The 12936-nt window shown below is 59.5% G+C and carries 11 protein-coding genes; 2 read left to right on the plus strand and 9 right to left on the minus strand.

The annotated features are described in order from the left end of the window. Positions 1-67: 67 nt before the first annotated feature. The 4 genes from gltP to MKS85_RS26865 all read right to left on the minus strand — a co-directional run bounded on the left by gltP (position 68) and on the right by MKS85_RS26865 (position 3097). Positions 68-1399 carry a glutamate/aspartate:proton symporter GltP gene (gene gltP / locus MKS85_RS26850; RefSeq protein ID WP_047229796.1) on the minus strand — a complete coding sequence of 444 codons (1332 nt, stop codon included), beginning with the start codon at positions 1397-1399 and terminating at the stop codon, positions 68-70. A 704-nt stretch (positions 1400-2103) separates the two neighbouring features. Beyond that, entirely contained in the window at positions 2104-2568 is a 465-nt protein-coding gene (locus tag MKS85_RS26855; protein ID WP_047229795.1) for an inhibitor of vertebrate lysozyme family protein, read from the minus strand. Positions 2569-2570: 2 nt separating this feature from the next. Next, a complete protein-coding gene (locus tag MKS85_RS26860) occupies positions 2571-2735 on the minus strand; it encodes a DUF1328 domain-containing protein (RefSeq protein WP_003177151.1) in 165 nt (54 codons plus the stop codon). 80 nt (positions 2736-2815) lie between these two features. Further along, positions 2816-3097, minus strand: coding sequence for a hypothetical protein (locus MKS85_RS26865; RefSeq protein WP_139048722.1), 282 nt, complete (start codon positions 3095-3097; stop codon positions 2816-2818). 438 nt (positions 3098-3535) lie between these two features. Between MKS85_RS26865 and algB the strand changes: the two genes are divergently transcribed. Together algB and MKS85_RS26875 are read left to right on the plus strand one after the other, a co-directional pair. After that, positions 3536-4882 (plus strand): sigma-54-dependent response regulator transcription factor AlgB, encoded by a 1347-nt coding sequence (gene algB / locus MKS85_RS26870; RefSeq protein WP_047229793.1) that lies wholly within the window; start codon positions 3536-3538, stop codon positions 4880-4882. A gap of 10 nt (positions 4883-4892) precedes the next feature. Further along, on the plus strand, positions 4893-6683 hold the full coding sequence (locus tag MKS85_RS26875; RefSeq protein ID WP_188252221.1) for an ATP-binding protein: 1791 nt from the start codon (positions 4893-4895) through the stop codon (positions 6681-6683). Between the two features lie 6 nt (positions 6684-6689). On the opposite strand, the gene MKS85_RS26880 is transcribed toward MKS85_RS26875, so the two are convergent. The 5 genes from MKS85_RS26880 to MKS85_RS26900 all read right to left on the minus strand — a co-directional run bounded on the left by MKS85_RS26880 (position 6690) and on the right by MKS85_RS26900 (position 12865). Beyond that, the gene (locus MKS85_RS26880) at positions 6690-8303 is read right to left on the minus strand and encodes an EAL domain-containing protein (RefSeq protein ID WP_076386507.1); all 1614 of its coding nucleotides are present in this window, start codon (positions 8301-8303) and stop codon (positions 6690-6692) included. A gap of 75 nt (positions 8304-8378) precedes the next feature. Then, positions 8379-9158, minus strand: a complete 780-nt coding sequence (locus MKS85_RS26885) for an N-acetylmuramoyl-L-alanine amidase (RefSeq protein WP_188252220.1) — start codon at positions 9156-9158, stop codon at positions 8379-8381. Positions 9159-9258: 100 nt separating this feature from the next. Further along, on the minus strand, positions 9259-11331 hold the full coding sequence (locus MKS85_RS26890; protein ID WP_188252219.1) for a GGDEF domain-containing protein: 2073 nt from the start codon (positions 11329-11331) through the stop codon (positions 9259-9261). After that, positions 11328-12206, minus strand: coding sequence for an endonuclease/exonuclease/phosphatase family protein (locus MKS85_RS26895; protein ID WP_047229789.1), 879 nt, complete (start codon positions 12204-12206; stop codon positions 11328-11330). The genes MKS85_RS26890 and MKS85_RS26895 overlap by 4 nt, the downstream gene beginning before the upstream one ends. 14 nt (positions 12207-12220) lie before the next feature. Then, positions 12221-12865 carry a thiol:disulfide interchange protein DsbA/DsbL gene (locus MKS85_RS26900; protein WP_188252218.1) on the minus strand — a complete coding sequence of 215 codons (645 nt, stop codon included), beginning with the start codon at positions 12863-12865 and terminating at the stop codon, positions 12221-12223. Positions 12866-12936 lie beyond the last annotated feature (71 nt).

A 12936-nucleotide genomic window follows, 5' to 3' on the forward strand; every position in this document is an offset into this window, starting at 1 on the left:
TGAAACCTTAACTGGTGTCCAGAATTACTTGACCAGTTCAGCTCGGCTCCCACAGGGATCATGCGCCTCAACGGCTGGCAGTTTCTCCCGCCGGCATCGGCTCTTTGCTGCGCCAGTGGGGCAGGGAATTCCAGTAGCGCTGGCCCTTGGCATCGTCGTACATGCCTTCCCAGCGGGAAATGACCAGCACGGCCAGGGCATTGCCGATCACGTTCAGCGCGGTGCGGGCCATGTCCATGATGCGGTCGACACCGGCAATGAACGCCAGACCTTCCAGCGGAATACCGACACTGCCAAGGGTTGCCAACAACACCACGAAAGAGACACCCGGTACGCCGGCGATGCCTTTGGAGGTCACCATCAAGGTCAGCACCAACAGCAATTGCTGGCTGATGGACAGATCGATGCCGTACAACTGAGCGATGAAAATCGCCGCGATGCTCTGGTAAAGGGTCGAACCGTCGAGGTTGAACGAATAACCGGTCGGCACCACGAAGCTGCAAATCGCCTTGGGTGCACCGTAGGCTTCCATCTTCTCGATCACGCGTGGCAACACGGTTTCGGAGCTGGCGGTGGAGTAGGCCAGCACCAGCTCATCCTTGAAGATGCGCATCAGTTTGACCACGGAGAAGCCGAACAGACGTGCAATCAACCCCAGCACCACGAAGGCGAAGAACGCGATGGCGACGTAAACCAGGATCACCAGCTTCGCCAATGGCAACAGCGAAGCGAAGCCGAAGTTGGCAACCGTCACCGCGATCAGGGCGAACACGCCGATCGGGGCGTATTGCATGATCATGTGGGTGACCTTGAACATGCTTTCCGAGACGCCCTGGAACATTTTCACCAGAGGGTCGCGCAGATCCGATTGCAGGCTGGACAGACCCAGGCCAAACAATACGGAGAAGAAAATGATCGGCAGCATCTCGCCACGCGCCACCGCCGCGAAGATGTTCGACGGGATCAGGTTGAGAATGGTCTGGATGAACGCATGTTCATGCTGAACCTCGGCGGCCGTGGCCTGGTACTTGGAAATATCCACCGTACCCAAGGTGCTCATGTCGATGCCGCTGCCCGGCTGGAAGAAATTGGCCAACAGCAAACCGACGACGATGGCGACAGTGGTGACGATTTCGAAGTAGAGGATGGTCTTGAGGCCGATACGCCCGAGTTTCTTGGCGTCACCGACCCCGGCAATACCGACGATCAGCGAAGAAATCACGATCGGGATCACGATCATCTTGATCAGACGGATAAAGATATCGCCTGCCGGTTGCAGCACGTTGCTGATCCACCAGGCCTTCTCGGTACTGAAATGGTTGAGCAGCGCGCCAATTGCAATCCCGAGCACCAGACCGATGAGGATCTGCCAGGCGAGGCTTAGTCTTGCCTTCTTCATATCTTTACCCTTACTTCAGTTGGACTCGGGCAACTGGCCACAAACCGAACCACCCGATGGCGATACGAATGCGTGCCGCTGCCCCCATATAAGGTCACCCCGAGTACGCGCCAAAGGCGCACTGGCAGGCGAAAAAAGGCGCAACTATTGCGATGCAAAGGAGGGGCGTCTAATGCCGTAAACGCCTACCCTATGCCGAATCGGCATGATGTCTTTGAAATAAAACGTGCGTACCCATCGGTTCGAATACGCCATTTCGGCAGGCAAAAATGCCGTGAACCGGCCATTTTCCGCGCAACGGGGTTTTGTCCGGCCTCGTAAAAAGCGCTCAAAGGACGGAAGAATGAAGCACACTTGAAAGAGCGGACCGGGCGGATAAATCTCCGATATACGGTCGGATGCGGGGGAGTGGAGCAGTGGGGAAAAACGATGGTGGTACGCAGGGGTGGCGCAGACGCCAGGATAGCCAACCGCTCTGGCATGAACTTTACAACGCACGAAGCTCCACGCAAGTTCGCCAGTCGTCATGACTGTGCGAGCCTGCGTGGAAGCTTTTTCCTGACCCGGCCCTTTCGCAGGCACCCCTTGTGCCCGTAGGTCACTGCGCCCTTAGACGGGCAGAGCGTCCCGGCCCCCTGGTCATGCATCGGCCCTCTTCGGACTGTGCAGAGGAGAAAAACAACGTGCTTTTCTCGCTTTCAGAATCAGTACCAGTTCGGATCTTTCTTGAGTTGCTCCATTAACAGTTCTTGCATACCTTCATCAGGATTGCCGAGGAACCGGTAATCAGCATGACGTGTCGGCGACTTGTCGGCCGGAAGTCCGGCAGGGACTTCAACCAGCAATGCATAAGCCTCGTCCTTGTCGAAACTGAAAGCGACGAACAAGCGCTTGCTGCGGCATGTCGCCTGGGTTTCGCACAACGGACCGACCAGGTATTTGTCGCCATCTTCCTCGACAGCATTCATCTGCTGCGAATCGCCTGACAGGTTCATCACCCATTCCGGCAGGCGTTCTTCCTTTTTAACCACTTGCTGCCAAGTCTCGACATATTGCGGGTCGGCCTTGAGCAACTGATTGACCCGCATCTGTCCGTCGTTGGCAGCCATGGCCATGGTGCCGCCGCCCAGCAGCAGGGCGGCGACCAATCCTTTGAGTGCGACGCTCATGGTCAGCCTCGGCCGCGGCGGCCAAAGAAGAAGGAAGCGATGAACATCACCAGGAACACGACAAAGAGAATCTTGGCGATGCCCGTGGCGGTGCCTGCGATACCACCGAAGCCCAGTACTGCGGCGATGATGGCAATGATCAGGAAAGTAATTGCCCAGCTCAACATGGTGATTCTCCTTACGCTTTTCTATTTAGTTAGGGTCTTGCAGTGATGGTTCCGGTGCAGTGGACGACCGGTTCATCGAGTTAAAACACCCAGCGCTCCTCGCGGGGCATGCCGCTCTCAGCCTGATCGACTTCCATCATTCGCATCGAGGCGGAAATATCCGAGAGGCTGCTGACAGCGCTGAAATGAGTTTGCGGGGCGCGCTGAATTGACAACAGAGGCGCTTCAGGCTGTTGGCTCTGATGCCAAAGCATCAACTGCTGGCCAGCCACAAGCGTGATCAGCAGGGCCACTGCTGCCCACAAACCCTGCTGAACATGCAGGGCAGAGATTCGAAACTGAGCGGCACGTTGACGATTCATCCTGAAATTCCTCCCCACCCCGAGTGGTGACCTGGTTGAGGCGCCTTGACGCCACGTTGAGCTAACCATTGCACTCGGCATGCCAGAATTTTTGGCGATATAAATATCTTTAAAATCAATTAGTTATGGATGACTTGCGAGCCAGCCGGAGCGCATCCTGCACGATGGCCACGACAAAGGTCGTGCGTAATGCACGAACGGCGGAGATAGACGCGATAGAATCTTTTTGAATTGCCCGTCGGAAATAGATGTCGGAATGGGCAAGCCATACCGTACGAGGCGGCCGCGGGCGCAAAAAAGGGACCTAAATCAACCTTTTAGGAGTCAGACACTCGCAAGTACGCTGTCGGTGGGTAATATCCCCTCAGAAACGACCATGCAACTTGCCCGATTTTTCTGACACTAACCAACATCATTCATTAAAGGAGCGTAGGAAAAATGGAATCCGCCACTGAGCATCAAGGCCGCATTCTGCTGGTAGACGACGAGTCCGCCATCCTGCGTACATTCCGTTATTGCCTGGAAGACGAAGGCTACAGCGTCGCCACCGCCAACAGCGCCGCCCAGGCGGACACCCTGCTGCAGCGGCAGGTGTTTGACCTGTGCTTTCTGGACTTGCGCCTGGGAGAAGACAACGGCCTTGATGTCCTGGCGCAAATGCGCATCCAGGCACCCTGGATGCGGGTGGTGATTGTCACCGCCCACTCGGCGGTCGACACCGCCGTTGATGCGATCCAGGCGGGCGCCGCCGATTATCTGGTCAAGCCTTGCAGCCCCGATCAACTGCGCCTGGCGACCGCCAAACAGTTAGAGGTGCGCCAGTTGTCGGCGCGACTGGAAGCCCTGGAAGGGGAAGTGCGCAAACCCAATGACGGCCTCGACTCCCACAGCCCGGCGATGAAAGTCGTGCTCGAAACCGCTCGCCAGGTCGCCAGCACTGACGCCAACATTCTGATCCTTGGCGAGTCCGGCACCGGTAAGGGCGAACTGGCCCGAGCCATCCATGGCTGGAGCAAACGCGCGAAGAAGTCCTGCGTCACGATCAACTGCCCGTCGTTGACCGCTGAATTGATGGAAAGCGAACTGTTCGGCCACAGCCGCGGTGCATTTACCGGTGCCAGTGAAAGCACGCTGGGACGGGTTAACCAGGCCGACGGTGGTACGCTTTTTCTCGACGAAATCGGCGATTTTCCCCTGACATTGCAGCCCAAGTTGCTGCGTTTCATTCAGGACAAGGAATACGAACGGGTCGGCGATCCGGTGACCCGTCGTGCCGATGTGCGGATCCTCGCGGCGACCAACCTCAACCTTGAAGACATGGTGCGCGACGGGCGCTTTCGCGAAGACCTGCTGTACCGCCTGAACGTGATTACCCTGCATCTGCCACCACTGCGCGAGCGGGCCGAAGACATTCTGACGTTGGCCGACCGCTTCCTGGCGCGCTTCGTCAAGGAATACGCCCGCCCGGCACGCGGCTTCAGCGACGAGGCTCGTGAAGCGCTGCTAGGCTATCGCTGGCCTGGCAACATCCGGGAGCTGCGCAACGTGGTCGAGCGCGCCAGCATCATCTGCGCGCAGGAAAAAGTCGAAATCAGCCACTTGGGCATGGCCGAGCAACCCGTCAACAATGCACCGCGAATCGGGGCCGCGCTAAGCCTCGACGAATTGGAAAAGGCGCATATTGGCGCAGTGCTGGCCACGGCCGACACGCTGGATCAGGCCGCCAAGACCCTGGGAATCGATGCCTCCACGCTGTATCGCAAACGCAAGCAGTACAACCTGTGAGCGTCATCTTATGAAACTGGCGATGAAGCTGCGCACACGGCTGTTTCTGAGTATCTCGGCGCTGATTACCGTGGCCTTGCTGGGGCTGTTGCTTGGCCTGGTCAGCGTGGTGCAGATGGCCAATACCCAAGAACAATCGGTGCGCGACAACTTCATCCTGCTCGACCTGGGCCTCAAGCTGCGTCAGACCCTGGGCGACCAGTTGATGATCATGCTCGATGAGAAGCCCGACCTGGTGGCTCTGGAAGCATCCAAACGGCAATACTTCGAGTTGCTCGACGAGGGCATCGCCCACGAACAGGTGCTGGACGATTCAGCCGACAGCTTCAGCAAGGCCAAAGCCGATTACATCAGTTTTCTGGAGGCTTTTTCAGCCTCTCGCCAGCTACCGGCCCAACTGTCCGGTATCCAGAACCTCACCGACAAATTCAACGTGCTGCGCACGGGCTTGATCGACGCGTATCGGCAGGCGCTGAACAACATCAGCGATACCCAGAACAAAGCTCGCGAGCGCGCGTTGCTGATTTCCGGATTACTGGGGCTGGTAGGGTTGGCAGTGCTGATCATCGGCTTCATCACAGCCCACGGCATCGCCCGACGTTTCGGGGCGCCGATCGAGGCGCTGGCGGCGGCGGCGGATAATATCGGCCAGGGCAACTTCGAAGTGACGCTGCCGATCTCCTCGGCCTCGGAACTGAACTTGCTGACCCGTCGTTTCGGCATCATGGCCCAGGCTCTGCGCGAGCATCAGGCCACCAACGTCGATGAGCTGCTCGCCGGCCAGCAACGCTTGCAAGCGGTACTCGACAGCATCGACGACGGCTTGCTGATGATCGATCGCCAGGGTCGCCTGGAGCACCTCAACCCGGTGGCCCAGCGTCAATTGGGCTGGGACGAGGAGCGCCTGGGCCAGGGATTGGGCGAGGCGCTGGAACGCAAGGATTTGGATGAGGAACTGCAACTGGTGCTGCGCGGGGGAACGCTGGAGCGGGCACCGGACGACTTGAGCATCGAAGTGGATGGCGAGTCGCGGTTGCTGACGTATAGCCTCACCCCCGTAAGCCATACCCAGGGGCACATCCTCGGGGCGGTGATGGTGTTGCACGATGTCACCGAACAACGCGCTTTCGAACGGGTGCGCAGTGAATTCGTGTTGCGCGCGTCCCACGAGCTGCGTACCCCGGTGACCGGCATGCACATGGCGTTCGGCCTGTTGCAGGAGCGCGTGCATTTTCCTGAGGAATCGCGCGAAGCCGATCTGCTCAACACCGTCAACGAAGAAATGCAGCGCCTGATGCAGCTCATCAATGACCTGCTGAACTTCTCCCGCTACCAGAACGGTCTGCAAAAACTGACGCTGGCACCTTGTTCCATCGAAGAACTGCTGGAGTCGGCCCGGCTGCGGTTTGCCGCACAGGCCCAAGCCAAGGGCATCCAATTGCTCGTGGCGATCCAGGGACCCTTACCGCGCCTGCATGCCGACGCTGCGCAACTGGACCGGGTGCTGGATAACCTGATCGACAATGCCATGCGTCACACGGGCGACCACGGTCAGATCCGCCTGCAGGCCCGTCGCCACGGCGAGCGGGTGATCATCAGCGTCGAGGACAATGGTGAGGGCATTCCCTACGGCCAGCAGGGACGGATCTTCGAACCTTTCGTCCAGGTCGGTCGCAAGAAGGGCGGCGCAGGGCTGGGGCTGGCGCTGTGCAAGGAAATCGTCCAGCTCCACGGTGGGCGCATGGGCGTTTATTCACGGCCGGGGCAGGGCACACAGTTCTATATGGCGCTGGCGGTCTGAGTCGGTTCAGGCCTCATCGTCCAGGCGTCGCCCCAACAGGCGCCGGCCGCGGGTAATCAGCTCGATCAACTGCACGGCACTGAGCGCATGGGCAAACAGCCAACCCTGCCCGAAAGTCACGCCTTCGCTGCTCAGGTAAGACGCCTGGGCTTCATGCTCGATGCCCTCGGCAATCACCTTGAGCTCTAACGCGTGGGCCATGCGGATAATATGCGGGGCCACACCGCTGCTGGCGGCATCGTGCCCCAAGGCGTCAATGAAGGCTTTGTCGATTTTCAAGCAGTCCACCGGCAAGGTTTGCAGGTAGGCGAGGCTGCAATAGCCCGTGCCGAAATCATCGATCAACACCTGATGCCCGACATCGCGCAGCGATTGCAGATTATCCCGGGCGACCAGGACATCGACCAATCCGCGTTCGGTCACTTCAAAGGCTATCTGGTGCGCCGACACCCGATGCAACGCCAGCAGGCGGGCGATCACTTCGCCGATACGTGGCACCATGACGTCGCACGCTGCCAGGTTCACCGAGATGTACAGCTGCGGATTGGCCCGCAGCAGCTGACCCAACTGGTCGAACAGGCGTTGCAGCACGAAGTCTGTGATCTGACGGATCTGCCCGGTGTTCTCTGCCATCGGAATGAACAGATCCGGGCTGGTGAGGGTGCCGTCCGGGCGCCGCCAGCGCAACAGGGCTTCAGCACCGACGCAATTGCGACTGCGCAGGTCGAAGATCGGCTGGTACAGCACCTGCAATTCCCCGCGCCGGATGGCCCCGTGCAGTTCGGCGTCCATCGATTGGCGCTGACGCGCCAGCAGGAATACCTGGAAACCAATCCCCAGGCCCAGCATCAGGCTGATGGGCAGCAACCACCAGGCGTTGGAGGGAATATTGAAACCATTGCGTTGAGCAATCAGCACCAGTTGATATTCCGGGCTGTCGGTCTGCATCCGATAGATCAGGCGGTTCTGCGTCACTTGCAATGCATTGCGGCTTTTCGAGGGCCAAGGCTCCGTGGGCGGCCAGTATTGATCGGTACCCAGCACCGGTATCGCCCGCTCGCCATGATCGAGCACTACAAGCAGGCTACTGCCGGGGGGCAGGTCGACCACGTCGGTCAGATGCCCGCGGGAAGTCGCAACGCGAAAATTGCCACGCCCCAGCATCAATGCAGCACGGTTTTCATCCGGCTCGGTGGTGGTATTGAGCCAGTAGCTGTAGGTCGGCCCCCGGATGTCAGGCGGTCGGATCACCGATAACCCGCTGCGGCGTGGACGATTGGAACAAACCCCGCTGCTATCGATATACGCCGCTTCGTAGACGAAACGGTAGTTGAAGCTGACCTGCTGCAACGTCGCGATCATGTCGTCGTCGCATCTGCGCAACGGCTGGTTTTGCAGATCGTCGAGGCTTTCGCGCAACTGTCCGAAAAGCTGCTCGAGTCGCTGCAGAAAGCGCTCGCCCTGAGCATTCATCTGGTCGCTTTCGCGCTGCTGGATTTGCTGCATCACCACGAACAGACTGGCGCCCAGCAATAGCACGGTACTCAGGACAGCCGCCATCATCGCCAGGAGAAACGGGCGATGGAGCCAGCTTTGCAGGGTTTCGCGGGCAGGCGTCATCATTGGTAATCCGAAAGTTACCAATGAGTTATAGCTTCTGATTTGGATTTAGCCCTGACCGTCGGACGGGCGTCATTATTTTGTCTGGTTGAGCACCTGCAGGATAGCCGCACTTTGCGCATCCGGCATGCCGTCGAACCGGGTCGGCCGGAAGCGCATCTGGAAGGCAGCGAGCACATGATGAGTGGCCACATCCCATTCGCCGGTGCGGGGCGTCGGGTAACCGAAACGGGCCAGCTCGGCCTGGAACCAACTGGCGTTCGGTACCTGCGCCGCGAAAACCGCCTGCTGGCGGATTACCGCCTGCTCGTCTGGCCAAATCCCCACCCCAGCTTGCGCCAGGCGCTTCCAGGGAAACAGCGGCCCAGGGTCAAGCTTGCGCATCGGGGCAATATCGCTATGCCCAATGATGTTGCGCGGGTTGATCCCATTACGCTGGGAGATGTCCTTGAGCAAGGCGATCAAGGCCTGGACCTGAGCTTCGCTGTAGGGATACCAGAGGCGCCCGGTGGGCGTATCGACGAAACCGGGATTGACGATCTCAATGCCGATGGAGCTGGAATTGAGCCAGGTCCGGCCATCCCATTCACTGTCTCCGGCGTGCCAGGCGCGCCGGCCTTCATCTACCAGCTTGTAGACGGTCGCGTTTTTATCATCGCCGATCAGGTAATGCGCACTGACTTCGCCGTGGGTGAGCAGAGCCAGGGACCGCTCCAGGGACGCGGAAGTGTAATGCAGCACCACGAACTGGATACGGTTGTCATGATTGACTGAAGGGTGGCTGGTATCGAGCCTGGGGCCGCTGGCGCAACCGGCCAGAACCAGTAAGAAGGCAATGAGCGAAAAAAATTTCATGGCAGGTGCATTACACGCTGGGGGTAATGCAACAGTGTAACGTATCGCGTTGCGATGATCTGGCTCGGATAACGGGATTCACAAAATGGAACAATTGCCTTCAGCCCCATTCCACTCGATTGCGCCCAGCATTTTTGGCTCTGTATAGCGCCTGATCGGCTCTTTTAAGCACCGAATCGCTGTGCTCCCCGCTTTTGAACGCGGTCATGCCCACAGACACGGTGATCGTGACCGGCTCACCCTTGAAGTGAAACGGGCAGGCCTCGATGGCTGCGCGCAGGGACTCGGCCAGTCTTGCTCCGGCCGCCAGCGGCGTGTCGGGCACCAGCAGGACAAATTCCTCACCGCCAAAGCGGGCGATAAAATCGCTGCCACGCAAACGTCTGCGCAGCACCGAAGCGATGATCTTCAGCACCCGATCACCTGCCAGGTGGCCGTAGTTATCGTTGATGCGCTTGAAGTGATCCAGATCGAGCATGGCCAGCAGCAGACTGTTGCCGTGCCGCTGCCATTGGGCAACTTCCTGTTCGAGACGCTCAGACCAGGCGGCGCGGTTAGGCAGCCCAGTGAGCGGATCGATAAGCGCTTTTTGCCGCTGCTCTTCAAGATTATCCCGGACAACCTGGGCATCCTGCTCCATCAGCGCGACGCGCTCGGCCAGGCTTTTGAGGCGAGCCGACACTTCCTGCTCGCGCTGATCGCGCTGCTTCTGGTGCTGGTCCATCGTGCCGAGCAGGCCTTCGAGGTGGTTCTCCAGCACTTGCTTGAGACCTTCCAGGTCATCAGCTTCCTGCACGCTGCTTTGCAAGCCATCCACCTGCTCGCGAATCTGCGTGTCCATTTCCCGGGAGGCCGACTGGTTATCGGCATGGTCTTCACTGGCTGCCCGTAAACTGCTCTGGAAGGACTCAAGCCGGTCATTGAGGCGCTGCAGGTACGCTTCGAATTCATGTTGGCCGGTGTCGGTAATTGCCAGCATGAGCACGGCAAGATCGTCGAGAATTGGCAGTAATTCATACCAGTTCAAGCCATTTTGCAGCCGTTCGCGCATGGCCTCGGCCTGGGGACGATGACGCTCGGGCAGGGTCAGGTCGCCCAGCAGGCCCAACAGGGTGTCTTCTATATGCCTGGCCACCGAACTGTAGGACGGCTCGGGTGAGTCGGGCAGTTCATAATGGTCGTCCTCCGGCTCAGACGCTGCCGGCTCGACCGCGGCCGAGGGTTCGACGGGCTCTTCCGGGAGGGGCAGCGACTCGTCCAACGCTTGCGGCGGCTCCTCGGGCATCAGCTCATCAGGGTTCCCAAGGGCGGGTACCGGCACCGCCTGTTCCGTGGGAATCGGCGCCGGCTCGGTTGCCTCCTCCTGCTCGGTAGCTTCATCTCGTTCCAGAGTCGGCTCGGCAGCTTCGGATACCGGTGACGGAGAGCGTTCTGGATCGGGATCGACCATTGGCGGAATGAACGCGACCGGTTCAGGCGCTTCATCGACCGTTGCCGCGGGTCCGGCTAACACTGCCGGGGCTGGAACTGGAGTTATGACAGGCGCAGCGTCAGTCGCTAACTGTGCCGGTGCCGGCGGTGTCGTTTCCAAAACCGGTACCGCGCTGCGCTGGGCAGGTTCGTGCGGCGGAGGCGCCGCTTCTTCCTGGCCGTGGCCACCAAACAACCGTTGCAGCAGGCCGGGACGATTCGGTTCAGTGGGCGCTTCCAGCACACTCAGCGCCTGGCCCTGCAAGCTGCTCAGTTCACTGAGCAGCAAAGGAATCTCCCGAGCCTGGTCCACCCGGTCTTCCAACTGCTTGGAAAACTTTTTCAAGGGCCGGCTGACTTCCTTTGGCAGCGGCAAGGTTTGTAACTGAGCGACCAGGGAAGTCAATGCGGCGCTCACCTGTTCGACCCGAGTCTCGCGACGCTGCTCGGAATCGAGCACAGCTTTCTCCAGGCGGGGTAAAAGAGCGGCGAGGGCGGCGTCCATGTCATCGGTGCGCACCACTTCGCGCATTTCTTTCATGCACTGATCGACCGCCCGGTCAGTGCCTTCGGCGGCCAGCGTACTGCGCACCAGGCCGCGACGCAGCAAGTCGAGCCGAGCCGCCCAGCGGCGCTCGAGCTTTTCTTGCTGTTCGATGCTCTTGAAGTACTTCTCTCTCCAGCGTTCGGCTTCGTCGCTCATTCATGGGATCCGCGAGGGGCAGGACTCAGTGCGGGGAATGCATCCGCCGTGAGCGAACCCGGCAGACGAATTTCGACCGCGACAGGCAGGTGGTCGGAAATGGGGTGAGCCAGCACCTCGAACCGTTCGAGGGTCAAGGTGGGGCTCAGCAGAATATGGTCCAGACAGCGCTGGGGGCGCCAGCTGGGGAATGTGGCTTCGAGTTGTGGGGCGAGCAGCCCAAGATCACGCAACGGCGAATTTTGCAGCAAGTCGTTGGCATGGGTATTCATGTCGCCCATCAATACCTGGTGCTTGTAGTCACCAATCAGCTCGCGGATGTAGGCCAGTTGCATCGTTCGGGTACGAGCCCCAAGGGCCAGGTGCATCATGACCACGATCAACGCCTCCGGACCTTCGCCAAAGCGCGCCAGGATCGCTCCGCGTCCCTTGGGACCGGGTAACGGGTGGTCTTCTATCGCCCACGGCCGCAGGCGGCTCAACACACCATTGCTGTGCTGGCCCAGGCGTCCGAGGTTGCGATTGAGTTGTTGGTACCAGTAGGGGAAAGCACCCAGTTGAGCCAGATGCTCCACCTGATTGACGTAGCCCGATCTCAGGCTCCCACCGTCGGCCTCTTGCAAGGCCACCAGGTCGAAATCTTTCAGTAGGTCGCCGATCTTCTGCAGGTTGACGGCGCGTCCGGTGTGCGGCAGCAGATGTTGCCAGCCACGGGTCAGGTAATGCCGGTAACGCTCTGTGCTGATGCCCACCTGAATATTGAAACTGAGCAGCCGCAGGCAGTTGTCGGCAGGCAGGCCCGTGGAGGCGATATGATGCTCATTGACCCGCGGTTCATGCAGGCCAACGACGCGTTCGGTGCTCCAGCGGGCCATGGTCAGCGCCGCGCTTAGTTAGCGGCGGCCTTGGTTGCCGCTCGTTCTTTGGCAATCAGCTGGTCGGCCAGTTCCAGCGCCTGGTTAGCACCACCGGCCGAACCGATATCAAAGCGGTATTTGCCGTTGACGACCATGGTGGGTACGCCAGTGATCTCGTATTTCTTGGCAAGTTCTTTGGCTTTGTTGATCTGGCCCTTGATGGCGAAGGAGTTGAACGTCGCCAGAAACTTGTCCTTGTCCACACCTTGGGTGGTGAGGAATTCAGCCATTTCTTCAGGATCGGTCAGACGCTTCTTCTCAACCTGGATCTCATTGAACACTGCAGCGTGAACCTTGTGCTCGACGCCCATGGCTTCGAGGGTCAGGAACATCTGGCCGTGGGCGTCCCATGGGCCGCCGAACATGGCCGGAATGCGTACGAAGTTAACGTCCGAAGGCAGTTTCTCGACCCATGGGTTGATGACCGGCTCGAACGCGTAGCAATGCGGGCAGCCGTACCAGAACAGTTCCACCACTTCGATCTTGCCAGGCACGGCCACCGGAACGGGATTGCTCAATTCGACGTAAGGGGCTTTCGATTCCTCGGCGTTGGCTTGGGCGGCCATGCCGAACAGGCTGACAGCGGCGAGCGCGGCGCTGATGATCAGATTACGCATGCTTTACTCCTGGACAATGAGGTGACCTCGCGAGGCGTGTTTTTCAGACAGGCCGTGACGGGTTCAAGTTC

The sequence above is a fragment of the Pseudomonas sp. JL2 genome (assembly GCF_031570495.1).
GTDB classification, from domain to species: domain Bacteria; phylum Pseudomonadota; class Gammaproteobacteria; order Pseudomonadales; family Pseudomonadaceae; genus Aquipseudomonas; species Aquipseudomonas rhizophila.

Coding starts and splice junctions, on each gene's coding strand:
- MKS85_RS26880 (WP_076386507.1), bottom strand. CDS start 8,303: ATGACGCCTGCCCGCGAAACCCTGCAAAGCTGGCTCCATCGCCCGTTT.
- algB (WP_047229793.1), top strand. CDS start 3,536: ATGGAATCCGCCACTGAGCATCAAGGCCGCATTCTGCTGGTAGACGAC.
- MKS85_RS26865 (WP_139048722.1), bottom strand. CDS start 3,097: ATGAATCGTCAACGTGCCGCTCAGTTTCGAATCTCTGCCCTGCATGTT.
- MKS85_RS26895 (WP_047229789.1), bottom strand. CDS start 12,206: ATGGCCCGCTGGAGCACCGAACGCGTCGTTGGCCTGCATGAACCGCGG.
- MKS85_RS26875 (WP_188252221.1), top strand. CDS start 4,893: ATGAAACTGGCGATGAAGCTGCGCACACGGCTGTTTCTGAGTATCTCG.
- gltP (WP_047229796.1), bottom strand. CDS start 1,399: ATGAAGAAGGCAAGACTAAGCCTCGCCTGGCAGATCCTCATCGGTCTG.
- MKS85_RS26885 (WP_188252220.1), bottom strand. CDS start 9,158: ATGAAATTTTTTTCGCTCATTGCCTTCTTACTGGTTCTGGCCGGTTGC.
- MKS85_RS26860 (WP_003177151.1), bottom strand. CDS start 2,735: ATGTTGAGCTGGGCAATTACTTTCCTGATCATTGCCATCATCGCCGCA.
- MKS85_RS26890 (WP_188252219.1), bottom strand. CDS start 11,331: ATGAGCGACGAAGCCGAACGCTGGAGAGAGAAGTACTTCAAGAGCATC.
- MKS85_RS26900 (WP_188252218.1), bottom strand. CDS start 12,865: ATGCGTAATCTGATCATCAGCGCCGCGCTCGCCGCTGTCAGCCTGTTC.
- MKS85_RS26855 (WP_047229795.1), bottom strand. CDS start 2,568: ATGAGCGTCGCACTCAAAGGATTGGTCGCCGCCCTGCTGCTGGGCGGC.